The sequence below is a fragment of the Pseudomonas sp. G166 genome, from assembly GCF_037027455.2.
Taxonomy (GTDB): domain Bacteria; phylum Pseudomonadota; class Gammaproteobacteria; order Pseudomonadales; family Pseudomonadaceae; genus Aquipseudomonas.
Map to the genome: position 1 here is coordinate 849813 of NZ_CP146985.1, position 16702 is coordinate 866514.

At 59.4% G+C, this 16702-nt stretch carries 10 protein-coding genes; 5 read left to right on the forward strand and 5 right to left on the reverse strand.

Annotated features, from left to right (window positions below; translation table 11 throughout):
* Positions 1 to 6: 6 nt before the first annotated feature.
* The 5 genes from SGN16_RS03670 to SGN16_RS03690 are packed head-to-tail and all read right to left on the reverse strand — an operon-like array spanning position 7 to position 4650.
* Entirely contained in the window at positions 7 to 978 is a 972-nt protein-coding gene (locus SGN16_RS03670) for an ABC transporter ATP-binding protein (RefSeq protein WP_335945375.1), read from the reverse strand.
* Positions 975 to 1961, reverse strand: coding sequence for an ABC transporter ATP-binding protein (locus SGN16_RS03675; RefSeq protein WP_134922755.1), 987 nt, complete (start codon positions 1959 to 1961; stop codon positions 975 to 977). Before SGN16_RS03675 ends, SGN16_RS03670 begins: the two co-directional genes overlap by 4 nt.
* A complete protein-coding gene (locus SGN16_RS03680) occupies positions 1958 to 2815 on the reverse strand; it encodes an ABC transporter permease (RefSeq protein WP_335945376.1) in 858 nt (285 codons plus the stop codon). Before SGN16_RS03680 ends, SGN16_RS03675 begins: the two co-directional genes overlap by 4 nt.
* Entirely contained in the window at positions 2812 to 3759 is a 948-nt protein-coding gene (locus SGN16_RS03685; RefSeq protein ID WP_135843585.1) for an ABC transporter permease, read from the reverse strand. Before SGN16_RS03685 ends, SGN16_RS03680 begins: the two co-directional genes overlap by 4 nt.
* Positions 3760 to 3762: 3 nt before the next feature.
* Entirely contained in the window at positions 3763 to 4650 is an 888-nt protein-coding gene (locus SGN16_RS03690) for a proline iminopeptidase-family hydrolase (protein WP_335945377.1), read from the reverse strand.
* Positions 4651 to 4814: 164 nt separating this feature from the next.
* On the opposite strand from SGN16_RS03690, the gene SGN16_RS03695 reads away from it, so the two are divergent.
* The 5 genes from SGN16_RS03695 (at position 4815) to SGN16_RS03715 (ending at position 16521) form a co-directional block, all read left to right on the forward strand.
* Positions 4815 to 5576, forward strand: coding sequence for a LuxR family transcriptional regulator (locus SGN16_RS03695; RefSeq protein ID WP_135843586.1), 762 nt, complete (start codon positions 4815 to 4817; stop codon positions 5574 to 5576).
* A 90-nt stretch (positions 5577 to 5666) separates the two neighbouring features.
* A complete protein-coding gene (locus SGN16_RS03700) occupies positions 5667 to 6566 on the forward strand; it encodes a proline iminopeptidase-family hydrolase (RefSeq protein WP_210642745.1) in 900 nt (299 codons plus the stop codon).
* Positions 6567 to 6800: 234 nt separating this feature from the next.
* Positions 6801 to 8507 carry a ShlB/FhaC/HecB family hemolysin secretion/activation protein gene (locus SGN16_RS03705; protein WP_335945378.1) on the forward strand — a complete coding sequence of 569 codons (1707 nt, stop codon included), beginning with the start codon at positions 6801 to 6803 and terminating at the stop codon, positions 8505 to 8507.
* Between the two features lie 24 nt (positions 8508 to 8531).
* Positions 8532 to 15896, forward strand: coding sequence for a DUF637 domain-containing protein (locus SGN16_RS03710; protein ID WP_335945379.1), 7365 nt, complete (start codon positions 8532 to 8534; stop codon positions 15894 to 15896).
* Positions 15886 to 16521: a hypothetical protein gene (locus SGN16_RS03715; protein WP_335945380.1), complete on the forward strand. Its 636-nt coding sequence runs from the start codon at positions 15886 to 15888 to the stop codon at positions 16519 to 16521. Before SGN16_RS03710 ends, SGN16_RS03715 begins: the two co-directional genes overlap by 11 nt.
* Positions 16522 to 16702: the final 181 nt, after the last annotated feature.

Genomic DNA, 16702 nt, shown 5'->3' on the forward strand with positions numbered 1-16702 from the left:
GTTTTTTTAGAGCAATGGCTCTCCGAGCACACAGCTATAACGATGTCCATTGATGTCATGGATGGGGGGCGGCGTTTTTGCGCAGATGGGTTGTGCATACCGGCAGCGCGGGTGAAAAGCGCAGCCGGATGGAAGGTTCAGGGGGCTGGGGGGCTCGCCAGGCAGGGGGGCGCTCAGCAACGATCGAGTCGGGTCGATGTGTGGAATGGACTGGATCAGCGCGACGGTATAGGGATGCCGCGGGCTGCTGAACACGGCCTCCGTGGGCCCTTGCTCGACGATCTCGCCGAGGTACATCACGGCGACCCGATCACATAGCCGCCGAACGATCGCCAGGTCATGGGCAATGAACAGAATCGCCAGGTTCATGCGCTGCCGCAGCTCCAGCAGCAGGTTGATGATCTGTCCCTGGATGGAAACGTCCAGCGCGGCCACGCATTCATCGGCGATGATCAACCGTGGCTCGATGGCCAGTGCCCGAGCGATTCCCACACGTTGGCATTGACCGCCACTCAACGAACCCGGTTTGCGGTTGGCCAGCTCCGGCCGCAGGCCGACCAGGGTCAGCAATTCATCGACCCGATGGCGAATCAGCGATGCAGGGATCGCACATCGCACTCGCAGCACTTCAGCCAGGGTGTCGCCAATGCTCAATCGCGGATTGAGGGCGGTATAAGGATCCTGGAAAATCATCGCGGTTTCGTGGCGCAATCGCTCGATGTCGATCCGCTTGCCTTGAGCCATATCCACGCCATCGAACAGGATTTGTCCGGCGCTGACGTCAGTGAGGCGCAAGATGGCCCGACCCAGGGTACTCTTGCCGCTGCCCGACTCACCCACCAACCCAAGCACTTCCCCGGTGGCCAGACTCAGCGATACACCGTTGACGGCTTTCACCCATTGCCTGTTGATCCCGAACGGACCACTGCCAGGGGCGGCGAAGCGCACCTGTAGATCCTTCACTTGCAACAGGGTCATGACGAGGCCCCCTCAGGCAGCGGGTAATGGCAGGCGATTCGGTGTGTCTCGGTCGTGACTTGCATCTGTGGCAACAGCCGCGTGCACTGGCTGCCCTGCTGAAGGCAGCGTGGATTGAAGCGGCAACCGGTGGGCAGCGCATCCAGCAGAGGCGGCTGGCCGGCGATGGTTTTGAGCATGGCATGGCCGGTGCTGGTAGCCGGTTGGCAGTCGATCAGGGCCGCCGTATAGGGATGTCGGGGATGAGCCAGCAGATCAAGCTTGGTGCCGTGCTCGCAGAGCCGACCGGCGTACATCACCGCGATCGAGTCACAGGTCTGGGCGACGACCCCCAGGTCGTGGGTGATCATGATGATTGACAGGCCACGTTGGTCGCGCAAATCCAGGAGCAGGCGCAGGATCTGTGCCTGTACCGTGACATCCAGGGCTGTGGTCGGCTCATCGGCGATCAGCACCTGAGGGTTGCAACCTAATGCCACGGCGATCATGGCGCGTTGACGCATGCCACCGGAAAACTCATGGGGATAACTGTCGACCCGCCGTAGCGGATCGGGAATGCCCACCTGGCGTAACACATCAATGGCCTTCGCCCGAGCTTCACGTTTGGACGCCCCCTGATGCAGGCGTATGCCCTCGCCGATCTGTTCGCCGATACGCATCAACGGGTCAAGATGACTGCCGGGATTCTGAAAAATCATCCCCAGCCGCCGACCTCGTATGCCCCGCATGCCGGCTTCATCCAGCGACAGCAGGTCCTCACCGGCAAGGCGTACGGCCTTGCCCTGGACCCGGAGGTTTGAAGAGGGTAGCAAGCGCATCAAGGCCCGGCAGGCCATCGTCTTGCCTGAGCCGCTTTCACCCACCAGACCGAGGATTTCGCCTTCGGCCAGGTCAAATGACACACGATCCACCAGCGTGACTTCGCCCTCACCGTGGCCGGCGATTACGCTGAGGTCCTCGACGTGCAACACCGGTGTACTCATGGACGCTCTCCGAGGTGCTCGGCGACACCGTCGGCCAGCAGACTGAAGCCCATGGCCAGGGTGACGATCGCCAGTCCCGGGAAGGTGCAGATCCACCAGGCGTTGGTGATAAAACTCTGGCCCTCGGCGACCATCGTGCCCCACTCGGCGGTGGGGGGCTGAACCCCCAGGCCGAGGTAGCTGACCGCCGCCCCATTGAGCAGTACCAGCACCGCGTCGGACATGGAGAACACGATCGAACCGAACATGGCATTGGGCAACAGGTGCCGAAACAGAATGCGTCCATGACCGAAGCCCAGGCTTTTTGCTGCCAAGGCGAAATCGCTTTCCTTGAGCACCAGAATCTGCGAGCGGATCAGCCGTGCATAGGACACCCAACCCACCAAAGCCATCGCAATATAAAAACTGCTCAGGCCGGGGCCGAGGATGGCCATGATTGCCAACATCAGCACCAGGAAGGGGAAGGCCAGAATAATATCGATCAGGCGCATGCAGATCGTGTCGAACCGGCCACCGATATAGCCGGCCAAGGCGCCGACGCAAGTGCCGATCAAGAACGGGAAAATCACCCCGATCACGGAAATCTGCAAGTCGATGCGCGCGCCCCAGATCACTCGGGAAAGAACGTCGCGACCGAAATTATCCGTGCCGAAAGGATGGGTCAGGCTCGGCCCCAGCAGGCGGATATCGGTGTTCTGGGCAATCGGATCGAAGGGCGCGACCCAGGGGGCCAAGAGAGCGAGCAACAGCCAGCCAAACAGAATCGCCAGACCCAGCACGGTGGCCGGGCGACCGTTGCGCAAGCCGAAACGCAGCGCAAGACGCCAGGCGGGACTGAGGGTCTGGCCGCTCATCGCATGTTCACCCGCGGATCAATCATCACGGTCAGCACATCGGCGAGAAAATTGACCGTGACGGTGGCGAGGGCCAGCACCATGGCCACGCCCTGGACCACCATGTAGTCACGGGTAAAGATGCCGCGTACCAGCAATTGGCCGATGCCGGGAATGGCAAACAGACTTTCGATGACCACCGTGCCGCTGATCAACCAGCCGATGTTCACCGCCAGCAGGTTGACCGCCGGCACCAGGGAGTTGGGCAGCACATGCCGATGAAATATCGCCCGCTCGGACAGGCCCCGGGCCCGTGCGGCGGTGGCATGATCGGCTTGTAGCTCCATGAGCATGCTGGCGCGCAGATTGCGCACCAGAACGGCGGAGAGTGCCAAGGCAATGGTCAGGCACGGCAAAATCATGTGATGCAGTTTGTCCCACCCTGTACGTCCATAGCCTGAGACCGGGAACAGCCCCAACTGCACGCTGAGCAGCAGGATCAACATGATGCCTAGCCAAAACGCCGGCATGCCGAGCCCTGCCGTGGTGAACAGACGAATCAGGTGATCCTGCCAGCCGCCCTTGTTGCGCGCCGCCACCGTTGCCAGCGGCACGGCAATCAGCAGCGCCAGCAGTACGCTGCCGAGCACCAGGAACAGGGTTGGCTCAATGCGGGTACTGATCAACTTCAAGGCATCGACTTTGTAGAGCAGCGATTGGCCGAGATCGCCTTTGAGCAGGTTCTTGAGAAAGTAGAAGTACTGCATCCACAGCGGCTGGTCGAGACCGTACTGGGCACGAATCCTGATCAGCGCCTCCGGTGTGCTGCGCGAGCCCAGCAGTGCCCGGGCGGGATCCCCGGGAATTGAGCGCACAAGCACAAAGGTGATCATGCTGATGCCAAACAGCACCGGCAATAGCTGTAGCGGGCGCGACAGTATGAAACGGTAGCGCGCCAGGTTCATGGGTTAGTTCCGATGGCGGTGCAGAAAATCCAGCAGGACTGGAAAATAGGCTTGGGGCTCTTCGTAGAAGGGCATGTGGCTGCTGTTGGGGAACACATTCAGTTGTACATCCTTGAGCGCCATTTTCATGCGCATTGCGCAGGCTGGCGTCAGTTCATCATGTTGACCGGTGGTGATCAGCACGGGCATTTCGAAGCCGGCCATCTGCTCGATGCGATTCCAGTCCTTGAGATTGCCGGTATAGAGAAATTCGTTGGGGCCTTGCATGGTCATGTAGGGCCCCATGTTCCAGTCGCCCAGGGAACGTGTCACCGGTGCTGGCCACTCGTCCAGACGGCAGACATGGCGATAGTTGAGCAGGGTGATGGCCGCCTGGTATTGCGGATGATCCAGGGTGCCCAAGGCTTCATGGCGCTGCATCATCGCGACGGTCTCACTGCCCAGGGCCGCCCGTAGACGCTCGAGCTCCCGGGACAGGTGAGGGATATCGCCGGCGGTATTTTCCAGGATCAGGGTTTTCAGCGATTGGGGATGATGAATGGCGTACTCGATCGCCAGCCAGCCACCCCAGGAGTGCCCTAGCAGGTGCACTTTGCCCAGGTCGAGGGCTTGGCGGACGGTCTCTACCTCCGCCACATAACGGGTGATGTCCCACAGGGATTCGTCAGTAGGCCTGGCCGAGGCACCGGTACCCAACTGATCGAAAGCGATGACCCGCAAGCCCTTTTCCTTGAGCCAGCCGTGGCTGTCACGCAGATAATCGCAAGGCAATCCCGGGCCGCCATTGAGGCACAACAGCACCTCGTCGCCGTCGCCAAAGCCATAGGCCACCAGATGATGACCGTCGACTTCCAGGTCGTATCGCTGGTCCGGCTCGATCTCACGCCACATCATTGCTCTCCTGCCCAGGTGCCGCTCTTTGGCTAAACCTTACCGAGGAAGCTACGTGCCCATAAGCTAGCAATTCTTATAGGTTTGATCTGGCATTCCCTCGCTCAGGCGTGGCATTCTACTTGCACGATTTCAGGATTGAAATTAATAAGGGAGCTGAATGGATGCAGGCCAAGCTGTCTGACTTCAATACCCGTCTTTTGTCTGGCAGGAGCCTGGACGAGCAGATGGATAACGCCCTGGGGATGGCCCAGGCGTTAGGCTTTGAAGCCTTGGTGTACGACTACAGTCCGGTGCCGCTGGATCATGATGGGGCACTGATCACCCCGACTGTGCTGAAGTTGCGCAATACCCCCCGTGATTGGCACTCGCTCTGGTGTGAAGAAGGTTATTACCAGATCGACCCCGTCCAGCATCTGGCAATCAATGCCATTTCTCCTTTTGTCTGGTCCTATCGACCGGAGGCCGACACGGTGCTGCAGCCGTTCATCGGCCAGAGTCATGCACCGGTCGTGAGCTATCTGCAGGATTCGCGCATGACCTGTGGCGTGACGGTGCCGATGCATTTGCCCAAGGGCGGCTTTGCGACATTGACCGGGCTGCGCGCCGATACGAAGGGCAGCACCCTGCAGGATGTCCGGCAGACGCTGGGCGACTTCAGCCTGATTTCCCATGCCCTGCAAGAGGCGGCTTTTCCGCTGCTCGTCAAGGAAGCCCGCACATGCCCGGTTCGCCTGACCAAACGCGAGCGTGAGTGCTTGAGATTAGCCGCTGAGGGGTTGACGGCGGCGGACATTGCCAGGCAACTCAATCGCTCCTTGGCCACCATCACCCTCCACCTGACTTCTGCAATGCACAAGCTCGGCGCCAGGAATCGGGTCCAGGCCGTGGTCAGGGCAGTGCATTATCGGTTGCTCGATAGCTGAAGTCGGGCAAAAACCTATCTGTTTCTCTAGTTATTCCGCCGGCCAGTCCCCGGTATCGTGTGCCGCAGGATTTCTAGGGGGCGGCACGAAATGGATCTTCCCGTAACACACGAAGGCTTTGCACCTTTTGGTCCGTATCAGACCTGGTATCGCATCACTGGCGATTTCAGCAGTGGCCGTACGCCGCTGCTGATCCTGCATGGCGGCCCGGGCTGTACACACGATTATGTCGATGCTTTCAAGGATATTGCCAACAGTGGCTATCCGGTGATTCATTACGACCAACTGGGTAATGGGCGTTCCACCCATCTTCCGGAAAAAGACCCCTCGTTCTGGAACGTGGCGCTCTTTCTCGATGAGTTGGGGAACCTGCTGGATCATCTGGGCATTCGCGACAATTACGCACTTTTGGGGCAATCCTGGGGCGGCATGCTGGCCAGCGAACACGCGGTGCTCCAGCCTGCGGGCTTGCGCGCGCTGATCATCGCCAACTCCCCGGCGGACATGTCCACCTGGCTCCTTGAAGTCAATCGCTTGCGCCAGCTTCTACCCATTGAGGTGCAGCAAACACTGCTCAAGCACGAGCGGGCTGGAACCTTGACGTCTACCGAGTACTTTGAGGCCGCTCGGGTTTTCTACGACCGTCATGTCTGCCGTGTCACGCCCTGGCCCGACGAAGTCGCCCGTACCTTTGCCCAGATCGATGCCGATCCTACCGTTTATCACGCCATGAATGGCCCCACCGAGTTCCATGTCATCGGCAGCATGAAGGACTGGTCCATCACCGATCGTTTGTCTCGCGTCAGGGTGCCAACCCTGTTGATTTCAGGCCGATACGATGAAGCGACGCCGTTGGTGGTCAAACCCTATGTGGATCATGTTCCCGACATTCGCTGGGCGTTGTTCGAGCACTCCAGCCATATGCCCCATATCGAGGAGCGGATGGCTTGCATGGGAACTGTGGTGAGTTTCCTGGATGAGTGTTTGTAGGCCGTCTGCGCAATCCGAGCCGTCGTTTTTGTTGTTTTTTTCGACGCGTCCTGTGAGACGCGTCTCTTTTTTTGAAAGGAAAATTCCGCTCTCTTGAACCGAAAGCGATATGCAAGGTCTGGTATGCGCGTGGTTTTACGCATCAGCAATGTGAGTGTTTCGTAGGGGTAAGCCGGCATTCGGCTCTTCGTCCGCTTACGAGCTTGCTGTCATATCTGTATCGAGGGATCGAACATGTTCTTACCCGCCCATTGGGCGAGGTTATGCCTGGCTCTGCTGTGCCTTTCTCCGCTAACGCTCGCTTACGCTGCACCCACCCCTGGCGATACAGACCTGATCCGCGAGCGCCAGAATCGCTTGCTCGAAGAGCAGCGTCGACGCCTGGAAGAACTCAAGGACCTGCCCGGCAAGGAAGCTAAGCCGACTCAGCCGACAGCGCCTGTCGATACCCGCTGCTTCCCGATCAAGACCATCGAACTCAAGGGCGCCGACAGCCTTTCGGCCAGTGAGCGCGAGCGGCTGCTCAAGCCCTACGTCAACCAGTGCCTGGGCGTGCCACAGCTTAACCAGCTGCTCAAGGTCATCACCGACCACTACCTGGAAAAAGGCCTGATCACCAGCCGCGCTTATCTGCCGCAGCAGGATCTGTCCAGCGGTCACTTGCAAGTGCTGGTGGTCGAGGGGCGGCTGGAGGGGCTCAAGGGCGCCGAGGGCAGCAAGTTGTCGGACCGCGAGTTGGCGATGGCCTTTCCCGGCAAGACCGGCGACCTGGTCAACCTGCGGGAGATCGAGCAGATGGTCGATCAGCTCAATCGTTTGCCATCGAACCAGGCGACGATGGAGCTGACCCCCGGGCAGAACATCGGCGGCAGTGAAGTGCTGGTCAAGAACACCCCGCAGAAACCTTGGCGCGCCGGCCTGTCGCGGCATAATGATGGCCAGAAGAGTACCGGCGAGCAGCAATGGGGCGCTTCCCTGGACTGGGACAGCCCCCTGGGCCTGGCCGATCAACTGGCCTTGCGCGGCGGCCACGATGCCGTCAGCGATCACCAGAAAACCTCGCGCAACGCCATGCTCTATTACAACCTGCCCTTTGGTTGGTGGAACCTGAGCTACACCTACAGCCAGAGCGAGTACCGCGCCCTGGGCCAGGCCAACGGCTTCAATTTCAAGCAGAGCGGCGACAGCCAGAACCATCAGGTGCGCCTGGAACGGGTGATCCATCGCGACGCCGTGAGCAAGACCTCGCTCAATACCGGCCTTGCGTACCTGCGCACCAACAACTTCATCGAAGACAGCAAACTCGCTGAGAGCAGCAATCGCATCAGCGAGGCGCAGTTCGGCATCAACCATGGGCGGCGAGTCGGCAATGCCTTCGTCAACCTTGATCTGGGCATGCAAGAGGGTATCGGAGCCCTGGATGCTCAGGGCGATCACGACCCGGGGCCTGGGCTACCGGATGCGCGCTATCGCAAATACACCGCCACCCTCAGCTACTTGCAGCCCTTCATGCTGGGCGGCGAGTCCTTCAGCTTCAGCAGCCTGATGACCGGCCAGCGCAGCGAGGATGCGTTGTTCGCCCCGCAGCGCATGAGCCTGGGCGGCCTGTCGTCGATTCGCGGCTACAAAGACCAGACGCTGTCTGGCGACAGCGGCGGCTACTGGCGCAACGACCTGCGCTGGAGCCGCCCGGTGACACTGGAGTGGCTGCGCCCAGTGTTCGCCGAGTACGGCACCAGCCTCGGTTATGACCAGGGCGTGATTCGTGGCAATCGCTACAACGGCGACGAGCACGGGCGCATGTCGAGCAACTCGCTGGAGTTGTTCGCCCGCGGCGAGCACCTGAGCGCCAGCGTGACCTTCGCCCACTCCCTGGAACGTCCGGATGCCCTGACCGAGCGCGAAGCGCCGATCTACTTCCGCGTGGATGTATCTATCTAATTTTTGCTGTAACGAGACCTGATCATGGACGACCGCCAATACGCCTTCCTGGCCCGCCAGCCTTCTGCTGCCCTGAAAACCCGCGACGCCTTCTGGGGCATGCCCAAGCGCGGCCTGGCATTCCTGCTGGCCAACGTCATGTTCTGGCAACCGCTGTGGGCCCAGGCGGACGGGATCGTGGTCAGCGCGCCGGGCACCAGTCTCGGTAAGGCCGGCAATGGCGTACCGGTGGTCAACATCGCCAAGCCCAACGGCAACGGTCTGTCCCACAACCAGTTCAAGGACTACAACGTCGGCAGCAACGGCGTGATCCTCAACAACGCCACCAACCCCGCCCAATCCACACAACTGGGCGGGATCATCCTTGGCAACCCGAACCTCAAGGGCACGGCCGCCAGGGTCATCCTCAACGAAGTCAACGGCGGCAACCCGAGCCAGCTGCGCGGCTACACCGAAGTGGCGGGGCAGTCGGCCCATGTCATCGTCGCCAACCCTTATGGCATCACCTGCAATGGCTGCGGGTTCATCAACACCCCGAAGGCGACCCTGACCACGGGTAAGCCGATCATCGAAAACGGCCAGGTGAACCGCTATCAAGTGGATCAAGGCAGCGTCACCATTGAGGGCGCGGGCCTTAACGCCAACAACGTCGACCGCTTCGAAATCATCACCCGCAGCGCCAAGATCAACGCCGAGATTCAGGCCAAGAACCTGACCATCGTCGCCGGGCGCAACGACGTTAACGCTGGCACCCTGAATGCCACCGCCCGCGTCGACGACGGCAGCGCCAAGCCGGAACTGGCTATCGATTCTTCGGCGTTGGGTGGCATGTACGCCGGCGCGATCAAGCTGGTGGGGACTGAAGCTGGGGTTGGGGTGAAGCTGGACGGCAAGATGGTCGCCAGTGGGGGGGATATTCAGCTTGATGCCAATGGGCATTTGAGCATGGCGCAAACCACGGCGGCGGGTGCCGTCGATATCAAGGCTCAAAGCCTGGAAGCCAAAGGGACGATCTATGCCGGCAGCCATGTCCAAGCGACGACCAAGGGCGCTCTCAGAAACCAGCGCGCCATCGCGGCGCGCGAGAAGGTCACGCTGACCACCGACGGCCAGCTCAACAACCTCGGCATCATCGAAGCGGGCGTCAACGTCGATAACACCCGCAACCAGATTGGCGATGTCGTGCTGACCGCGGCGAATATCGACAACCGCGGGCAGAGCGTCATCGCCAGTCGCGACTTGAAAGCCACGGCCACGCAGACCCTCGACAATCGCGGCGGCACTTTTTCCGCTGGCAAGACCCTGACGCTGGACAGTAAGGACATCGATAACCGCGCCGGCACGCTGGTCAGCCAAGGCGGCATTCAGGCACAGGTCACTGGCGCGTTGGATAACCGTGATAAAGGGATCATCGCCAGTGACGGCGAGCAGACCCTGGTCGCCGGGACGCTAAAGAACAGCGCAGGCGTTATCAGCAGCAACAATCTCCTGACGCTCGAAGCGAAAACCCTGGATAACAGCGGCGGCAAAATTGCGTCCGACGCCGCACTGACCCTTGGTGGCGGCAATGCTGAAAATAGCGGAGGACAAATCACCAGCCAGGGTGATCTCGTTGTCACGCTGAAAAGCTTCAACCAGCAGGACGGCAAGTTGGTCAGCCAGGGGAAACTGACCCTGACCGCAGACCACATCAACAACAGCGCCGACGGCTATATCGCCTCGGTCAAGGCGATGAGCCTGACCGCTTACCAGCAACTGCTCAATAACGGCGAGGCGATCATCAGCACTGAGCAGGGGCTGACGATCAGTGGCGGCGGTCTCGATAACACCAAAGGCAGCCTGCTCAGCCAAGGTGATCTGAAGGTCGATATCACCGGGGATTTCCTCAACCAGAATGGCAGCGCCATCACCCAGGCTGGGAACGTGGATATCGAGGCGAGCAGTCTCGATAACCGTGGCGGTGTCCTTGCCAGTGTCGGCGGTTGGCTGAAAGCCACGCTGGACACGGTGTTGGATAACGGCGAGTCGCTCACCTCGGCCGACGCAGATGGGTTGATCCAGGCACAGTCCGTCGATCTCGATGCGAAACAAGCGGTGCTCAACAATGGCGGGCAGGTTTCGGCTTTGTCCGATGACGTGGATATCACCACCGCCACGCTTGAGAACCGCAACGGTGCAGTGCTCGCCAAACAGGTCTTGACTGTACGCGCTCAGAATCTGGACAACAGCGACGGACGCGCAGCGGCAAACGCCATTGATTTCGGTTTGACCGGGGCGCTGATCAACCAGCGTGGTCTGGTGGAAGGCTCCAATGGCCTGCTGATCCGTGCTGCGTCGGTTGATAACCAGGGCGGTAAGTTGCGCTCGGTGGGCAAGCTGGGGACCGCGACGCTAACGGTTGATCAACTGCTGGACAACCAGGGTGGCATCGTTGAAGCAGCCACCCAGGACCTGTCCCTGCAGATGGCCGACTTCAAGAATGCTGGCGGCAATGTTCGTCATGTGGGCACCGGCACTTTAGGTGTGGACCTCGCCAGGTTCAGCAACATCGGCGGCAGCCTGATGACCTCTGGCACCCTGACCGTCGACGCGGCGCGTTGGGACAACAGCTCGGATATCCAAGCCAATGTCCTGAACCTGAAGGTGGGCCAGCTCAATCAGACCAGTAGCGGCAAGTTGGTCGCGGTGCAAAGCCTCTCGGCCACGGGCGGTACCTGGAACAACGCGGGCACCATCAGCAGCGACGTTGATTTTGATCTGAAGCTGACCGGCGCTTACGTTGGCACCGAAAACAGCCGCCTCAGCAGTGTCGATCAATTCGATCTAAGCGCCGCGAGCCTCGATCTCTCCAGCGGCTCACGCCTGGCTGGCGGTGGCATGACCACCATCACCAGTCTCGGTGCGCTGAATAATGCCGGACGGATCACTGGCGGCGGCAAGTTCTCCCTGGCCGCCACGAGCCTGGTCAATACGGGCACGCTGGGTGGAGCCGACACCGTCGAACTGGTTGCCAACGAAGCCCGTAACGATCGCGGCCTGATCTTCAGCGGCGCGGACATGGCCCTGCGTTTCAATCGCTTCACCAACTATCGTGCGGACGTCTATAGCCTGGGGGCACTGAATGTCGCGGCACGCGATGGCGTCGCTCGCAGCGTGTTGCTGGAGAACATCTCCGGCACCCTTGAGTCGGCAAAGGACATGTCGCTGCGCAGCGACACCCTGATCAATCGCAAGGACGTCTTCTCCACCGTCGATGAGCTGGTGTCGGGCTCCATCAGCGTCACATGCTATGACTGCGGCGGCGATCATCACAACGTCGACTATGTGGCCAGGGAAACCTACCAAAGCACAGTGCTTGAAGATTCTGCCAGCGCCACTCTGATGAGTGGGGCGAAGCTGACCGTTGATGGCTCTGCGGTGACCAACCAATACAGCGTGATGGCCTCGGCCGCCGACCTGTTGATCACAGCGGACAACTTCGCCAACGTTGGCGCCGCTTCCGGTACCAGCGTCAGGACGCGGACCTGGAACACCGGCAGGGTCACCGACGGCACCGACGAGCGTTTCCGCGCCAGGTTCATTGTCCCCTACAACGCCCAGGCCAATCCGAAACAAGTGCCCGTCGATGCGCTCAACAACTTCCGTCAGGTGGGTGACATCACGATTGTGACGCCAGGGGAATCGCTGGCTCCGGCGGTCGTTCAATCGGGCGGTAACATCAGCATCCAGGCTACGCAGCGCCTGGAGAACAACACTGTCGTGAAGTTCCAGGCACCGCTGGCAGGCGCAACCCGGTCAGCGGCCACCGATGTGGCCAACTCCGCGCAGCCAGCGGTCGTGGTGCTCAACCCGCAGTTGCCGCCGGACCTGGCCCAACAACAAGTCAACCCGACCACCATGCCCGGGTTCACCTTGCCGACTGGCGAGAATGGCTTGTTCCGTGTCGTCGACAGCGCGGCCGCAGCGCAAGACAGCCACGACCAGAGTCGGGCCACTGTCCAGGGCTCGGACGCCAGCCGGGTCATCACCGGCCCCAAATACCTGATTGAAACCAACCCCGCGCTGACCGACCTCAGGAAGTTCATGAGCTCGGACTACTTGCTGGATAACCTGGGTTATGACCCCGATACCAGCTGGAAGCGCCTGGGCGATGGTTTGTACGAACAACGCCTGATCCAACAGGCGGTGCTGGCCCGCACTGGGCAGCGTTTCATTGCCGGACAGACCAGCGACGAAGGCATGTTCAAGTACCTGATGAACAATGCCATCGCCAGCAAGGAACAACTGAACCTGGCCCTTGGCGTGACCCTGACTTCGCAACAAGTCGCCGCGCTGACCCACGACATCGTCTGGATGGAAGACCAGGTCGTCAATGGCCAACATGTCCTGGTGCCGGTGCTTTACCTGGCACAGGCCAACAACCGGCTGATGGCCGATGGCGCGTTGATCCAGGGCAAAAACCTCACCCTGATTGCGGGCACCGACCTGAAGAACGCCGGGACGCTGCGTGCCAGCGAGAACCTCTCGGCGGCAGCCGGGAACAACCTGATCAACACGCGCCTGGCCGAGGCTGGCGAGCGGCTCAAGTTGGTCGCGGGCAAAGACCTGGTCAACATGCAAGGCGGCATCCTCAAGGGCAAGGACGTCGACCTGTCGACTTTGACTGGCGATATCCGCAACGACCGGACCATCACCACCCTCGAGAACAGCGGCAAGGGCTTCAGTTCGAAAACCTCCGTTGTCGACAATGCCGCGCGCATCGAGGCCGGTAACAACCTCACCATGCGTGCAGCGGGCGATTTGCTCAACGTGGGCGGCGCGATCACTGCGGGCAACAACGCGGACTTGAGTGCGGGCAAAGACGTCGTCATCTCCGCGGCTCGCGAAGAAAGCGGCTCGATGCGTCAGGACAAACGCCACTTCTGGGAGCAGAGCCAGACTGTTCAGCACGCCAGTGAAGTCAAGGCGGGCGGCAACCTGAACGTCACCGCCGGCAACAACCTGACCGTAGTCGCCAGCCATCTCCAAGCCAAAGGCGATATCAACCTGAGCGGTAACGATGTCGCCCTGATCTCGGCGGCGAACGAGAACTCGAGCGAGTACCGCTACAAGCGCAGTGGCAAGAAGATCAACAAGGAAGAAGACCATGTCTCGCAGCAGGCGACCACCCTCGATGCCGGGGGGGATGTAAGGGTTGCTGCGCGCAATGATCTGTTGATGGTCGCGAGCAAGATTGCGGCGGGTAACGAGGCGTATCTGGTGGCGGGTAAGCAGCTAAGTCTGCTGGCTGAGCAGAATCGTGATTACTCGCTGTATGACATGAAGAAAAAGGGCAGCTGGGGCAGTAAAGCCGCGCGGCGCGATGAGGTGACGCAGCTCACCCATATCGGAAGCGAGATCAACACCGGGGGCGACCTGATGTTGGTCAGCGGTGGCGATCAGACCTATCAAGTGGCGAAGCTGCAAAGCGGCAACGACCTGATCATCGACAGCGGTGGACGCATCACCTTCGAAGGGGTCAAGGACTTCCACGACGAGAGCCATACCAAGAGCAAAAGCGACCTGGCCTGGTACAAGATGAAAGGCGAGGGGCGAACCGACGAAACCTTGCGCCAGAGCGCTCTGGTTGCCCAAGGAAAGTTGGTGATCAAGGCCGTCGATGGGCTGCGCATCGATGTCAAACAAGTCGATCAGCAGAGCGTCAGCCAGACCATCGATGCAATGGTGAAGGCTGAACCGGACCTGGCCTGGATGAAAGAGGCTCAGGCGCGTGGCGACATTGACTGGCGCCAGGTGAAGGAAATCCACGACAGCTTCAAGTATGAGAACTCCGGTCTGGGAGCCGGGGCCAAGATCGCCATCGCGATTTTGATGTCGTTCATCATGGGGCCGGCAGGTTTCGGGCTGTCGGGCACCAATCTTGCGGTCGCCACCAGCCTGAGCACCACGGCGGTCACCAGCACCATTGAGAACAAAGGCAACCTGGGACGTGCGTTGAAGGAAACAGTCAGCGCCGATAGCCTGAAAAGTGCGGCGATTGCCGGTTTTACCGCCTATGCATTCGAATACGCGGACAAAGAATGGTTTACCAGTGCCGACAGCGCCAGTACTACCACTCAAGGTGTCGAGCCGTCGGCGGGTTCAGCGGGTTCGGCATCGAGCGCCAGTAATTCCTCCAAGGATATCTTCCGTTGGAGTAACGCGACTGACACGGCAATCCGCACCACTGGGCGAGCGGTGATCTCCAGCAGTATCTCCACCGCTATCGGTGGTGGCAGCTTGGGCAGCAACTTCAATGCTGCCCTGCTGGGAGAGGCCGGCAATGTGGCGATGGCGACCGGCTTCAACTGGGTGGGCGATACCATCAAGTTCCCGGATGGCGGCCCACAGAAAATTGTTGCCCACGCGATCATGGGTGGCCTGCTGGCTGAGCTGACGGGCAGCGACTTCAAGACCGGCGCGGTCGCCGCCGGTTTGAACGAAGCGCTGATTCCCGGCATGGCCAAAGTTGCGGATGGAAACGAACAACTGCAACTGATGCTGTCGCAGCTTACGGGGTTACTGGCGGCGGCCGCAGTCGATGGCGACCTGAATACAGGCTCGAAGATCGCCGAGAAAGCAACGACGTTCAACTACCTGTTCCATGCCGAGCTGGTCGAAAGAGAACAGAAGCTCAACACCTGCGCCTCCCCAGCGGATTGCCAATCCGTCAGGGACTACTACAACAACCTCGATACGGCTCGGAACAAAGAGTTCGGACGGTATTGCCAGCAGAGCCCGGCGAGCTGTGCGCAGGTCACCAAGCAACTGGCAGATGAGATTCCGGCCAACGAGAAATTGCTGCATGACGGCAGAAGCTCCGGGTTCACCCGCTCGGCGACACTTTGGGAGATTACTCGAAGTAACGAACGGGCCATCAATACCGGCATCGTCGAGACGACGCGCACCGAAAATGGCAATGGCGCTGCATTACTGGCGGAGCTTGCGTCGGAGGGATTGAATCCTGATCGGGACTTGTTCGCGTCGACGGCTGGGGGTAAGGGTGGTACAACCGGGGTTAAGGTTGGGGTTGTAGGGGATAAAGCAAAGGGCACGGCTCCTGAAAATATGGCTCCTATAGGAGCGGGGCGAAGCGGTGCATTTAATGAGGCTAAGCGTCAATCAGGTATTCCCACCAGCCAGCAACCAAGCAGGGTTTTACCGAATGTCGATAAGCGAGGTAACTCCCAGCCGGGAACAATTTATGAGTTCGAGGTTCCTGCGTCAGGTGGCGGTACCAAAACGGTAAGGATCCGAGATGATGCGGGAGGACATGATTTTGGTGTTGGAAATCCCCAAAATCGAGGCTCCCACTTTAATGATGAAATCGGAAATCATTATGACTACTGACATTAAAGTTGAAAGCGCACCTGATTTATTAGTAAATAATGAGGTTTTTAATATTCGCTGTGCTAGAAAGCGGGAAGGCGAGGTGCTCTCGGTGGCAAGTTTCTTGACTGCGGGGGCATCATGCGAACTCGTATCCTCAGTGTTAAATTATTTGTATGAGCTGATTGAAAAAAAACTTCCTGATTACGATTTGTGGCTTTTTATAGGTAGTTCGGCATGGCAGCCAGATACACGGATTGTCCGCCATCGAAAGTTGTGGGGGGCATTGAAGTCTAGGGGGTATGAGATTGTAGGCGGCAGTAATTCGCAAGAGTACATTGTCGAGGAGGAAGGGAAAATTAAGTTCTTTGGTGCATTACGCCTGTCGAAAATGTCTATTGGAACCGTCGCCAATGTGCTTGAGGCAGAGCGTTGCTCATATGTGATCGCGCTCCCTAAGGGTTTTAATGTTCAAGTTGCTCTTGATAAGGGGTGGTCGGGGGATGTAGAGGAAGATTTGAGTTTTCATTATTTACTATCTGAAAAACAAGGTTTACTGTTTAAAAAGGTGGGTGAGTTTGATGACGGTGAACGGGGGTTCATAACTGTTGGCTCGTCGGAGCTGATAAGGGTGTTGTTGCATTAAAAAGCTCTGTGGATTTACAAGCGACAAGAGGGCAGCAAAAGGGGGAGGGGATCCCCCATGGAAAAAGGGGACAGATTTATTTTTAAGCGTAAGCGGGCTGATGTTCTGCTTCCTAAGTAAATAAAACTGTCCCCTTTTTTGCTTTAGATTTGAGCCTCAACTGGATATTTTGGTGTCATGC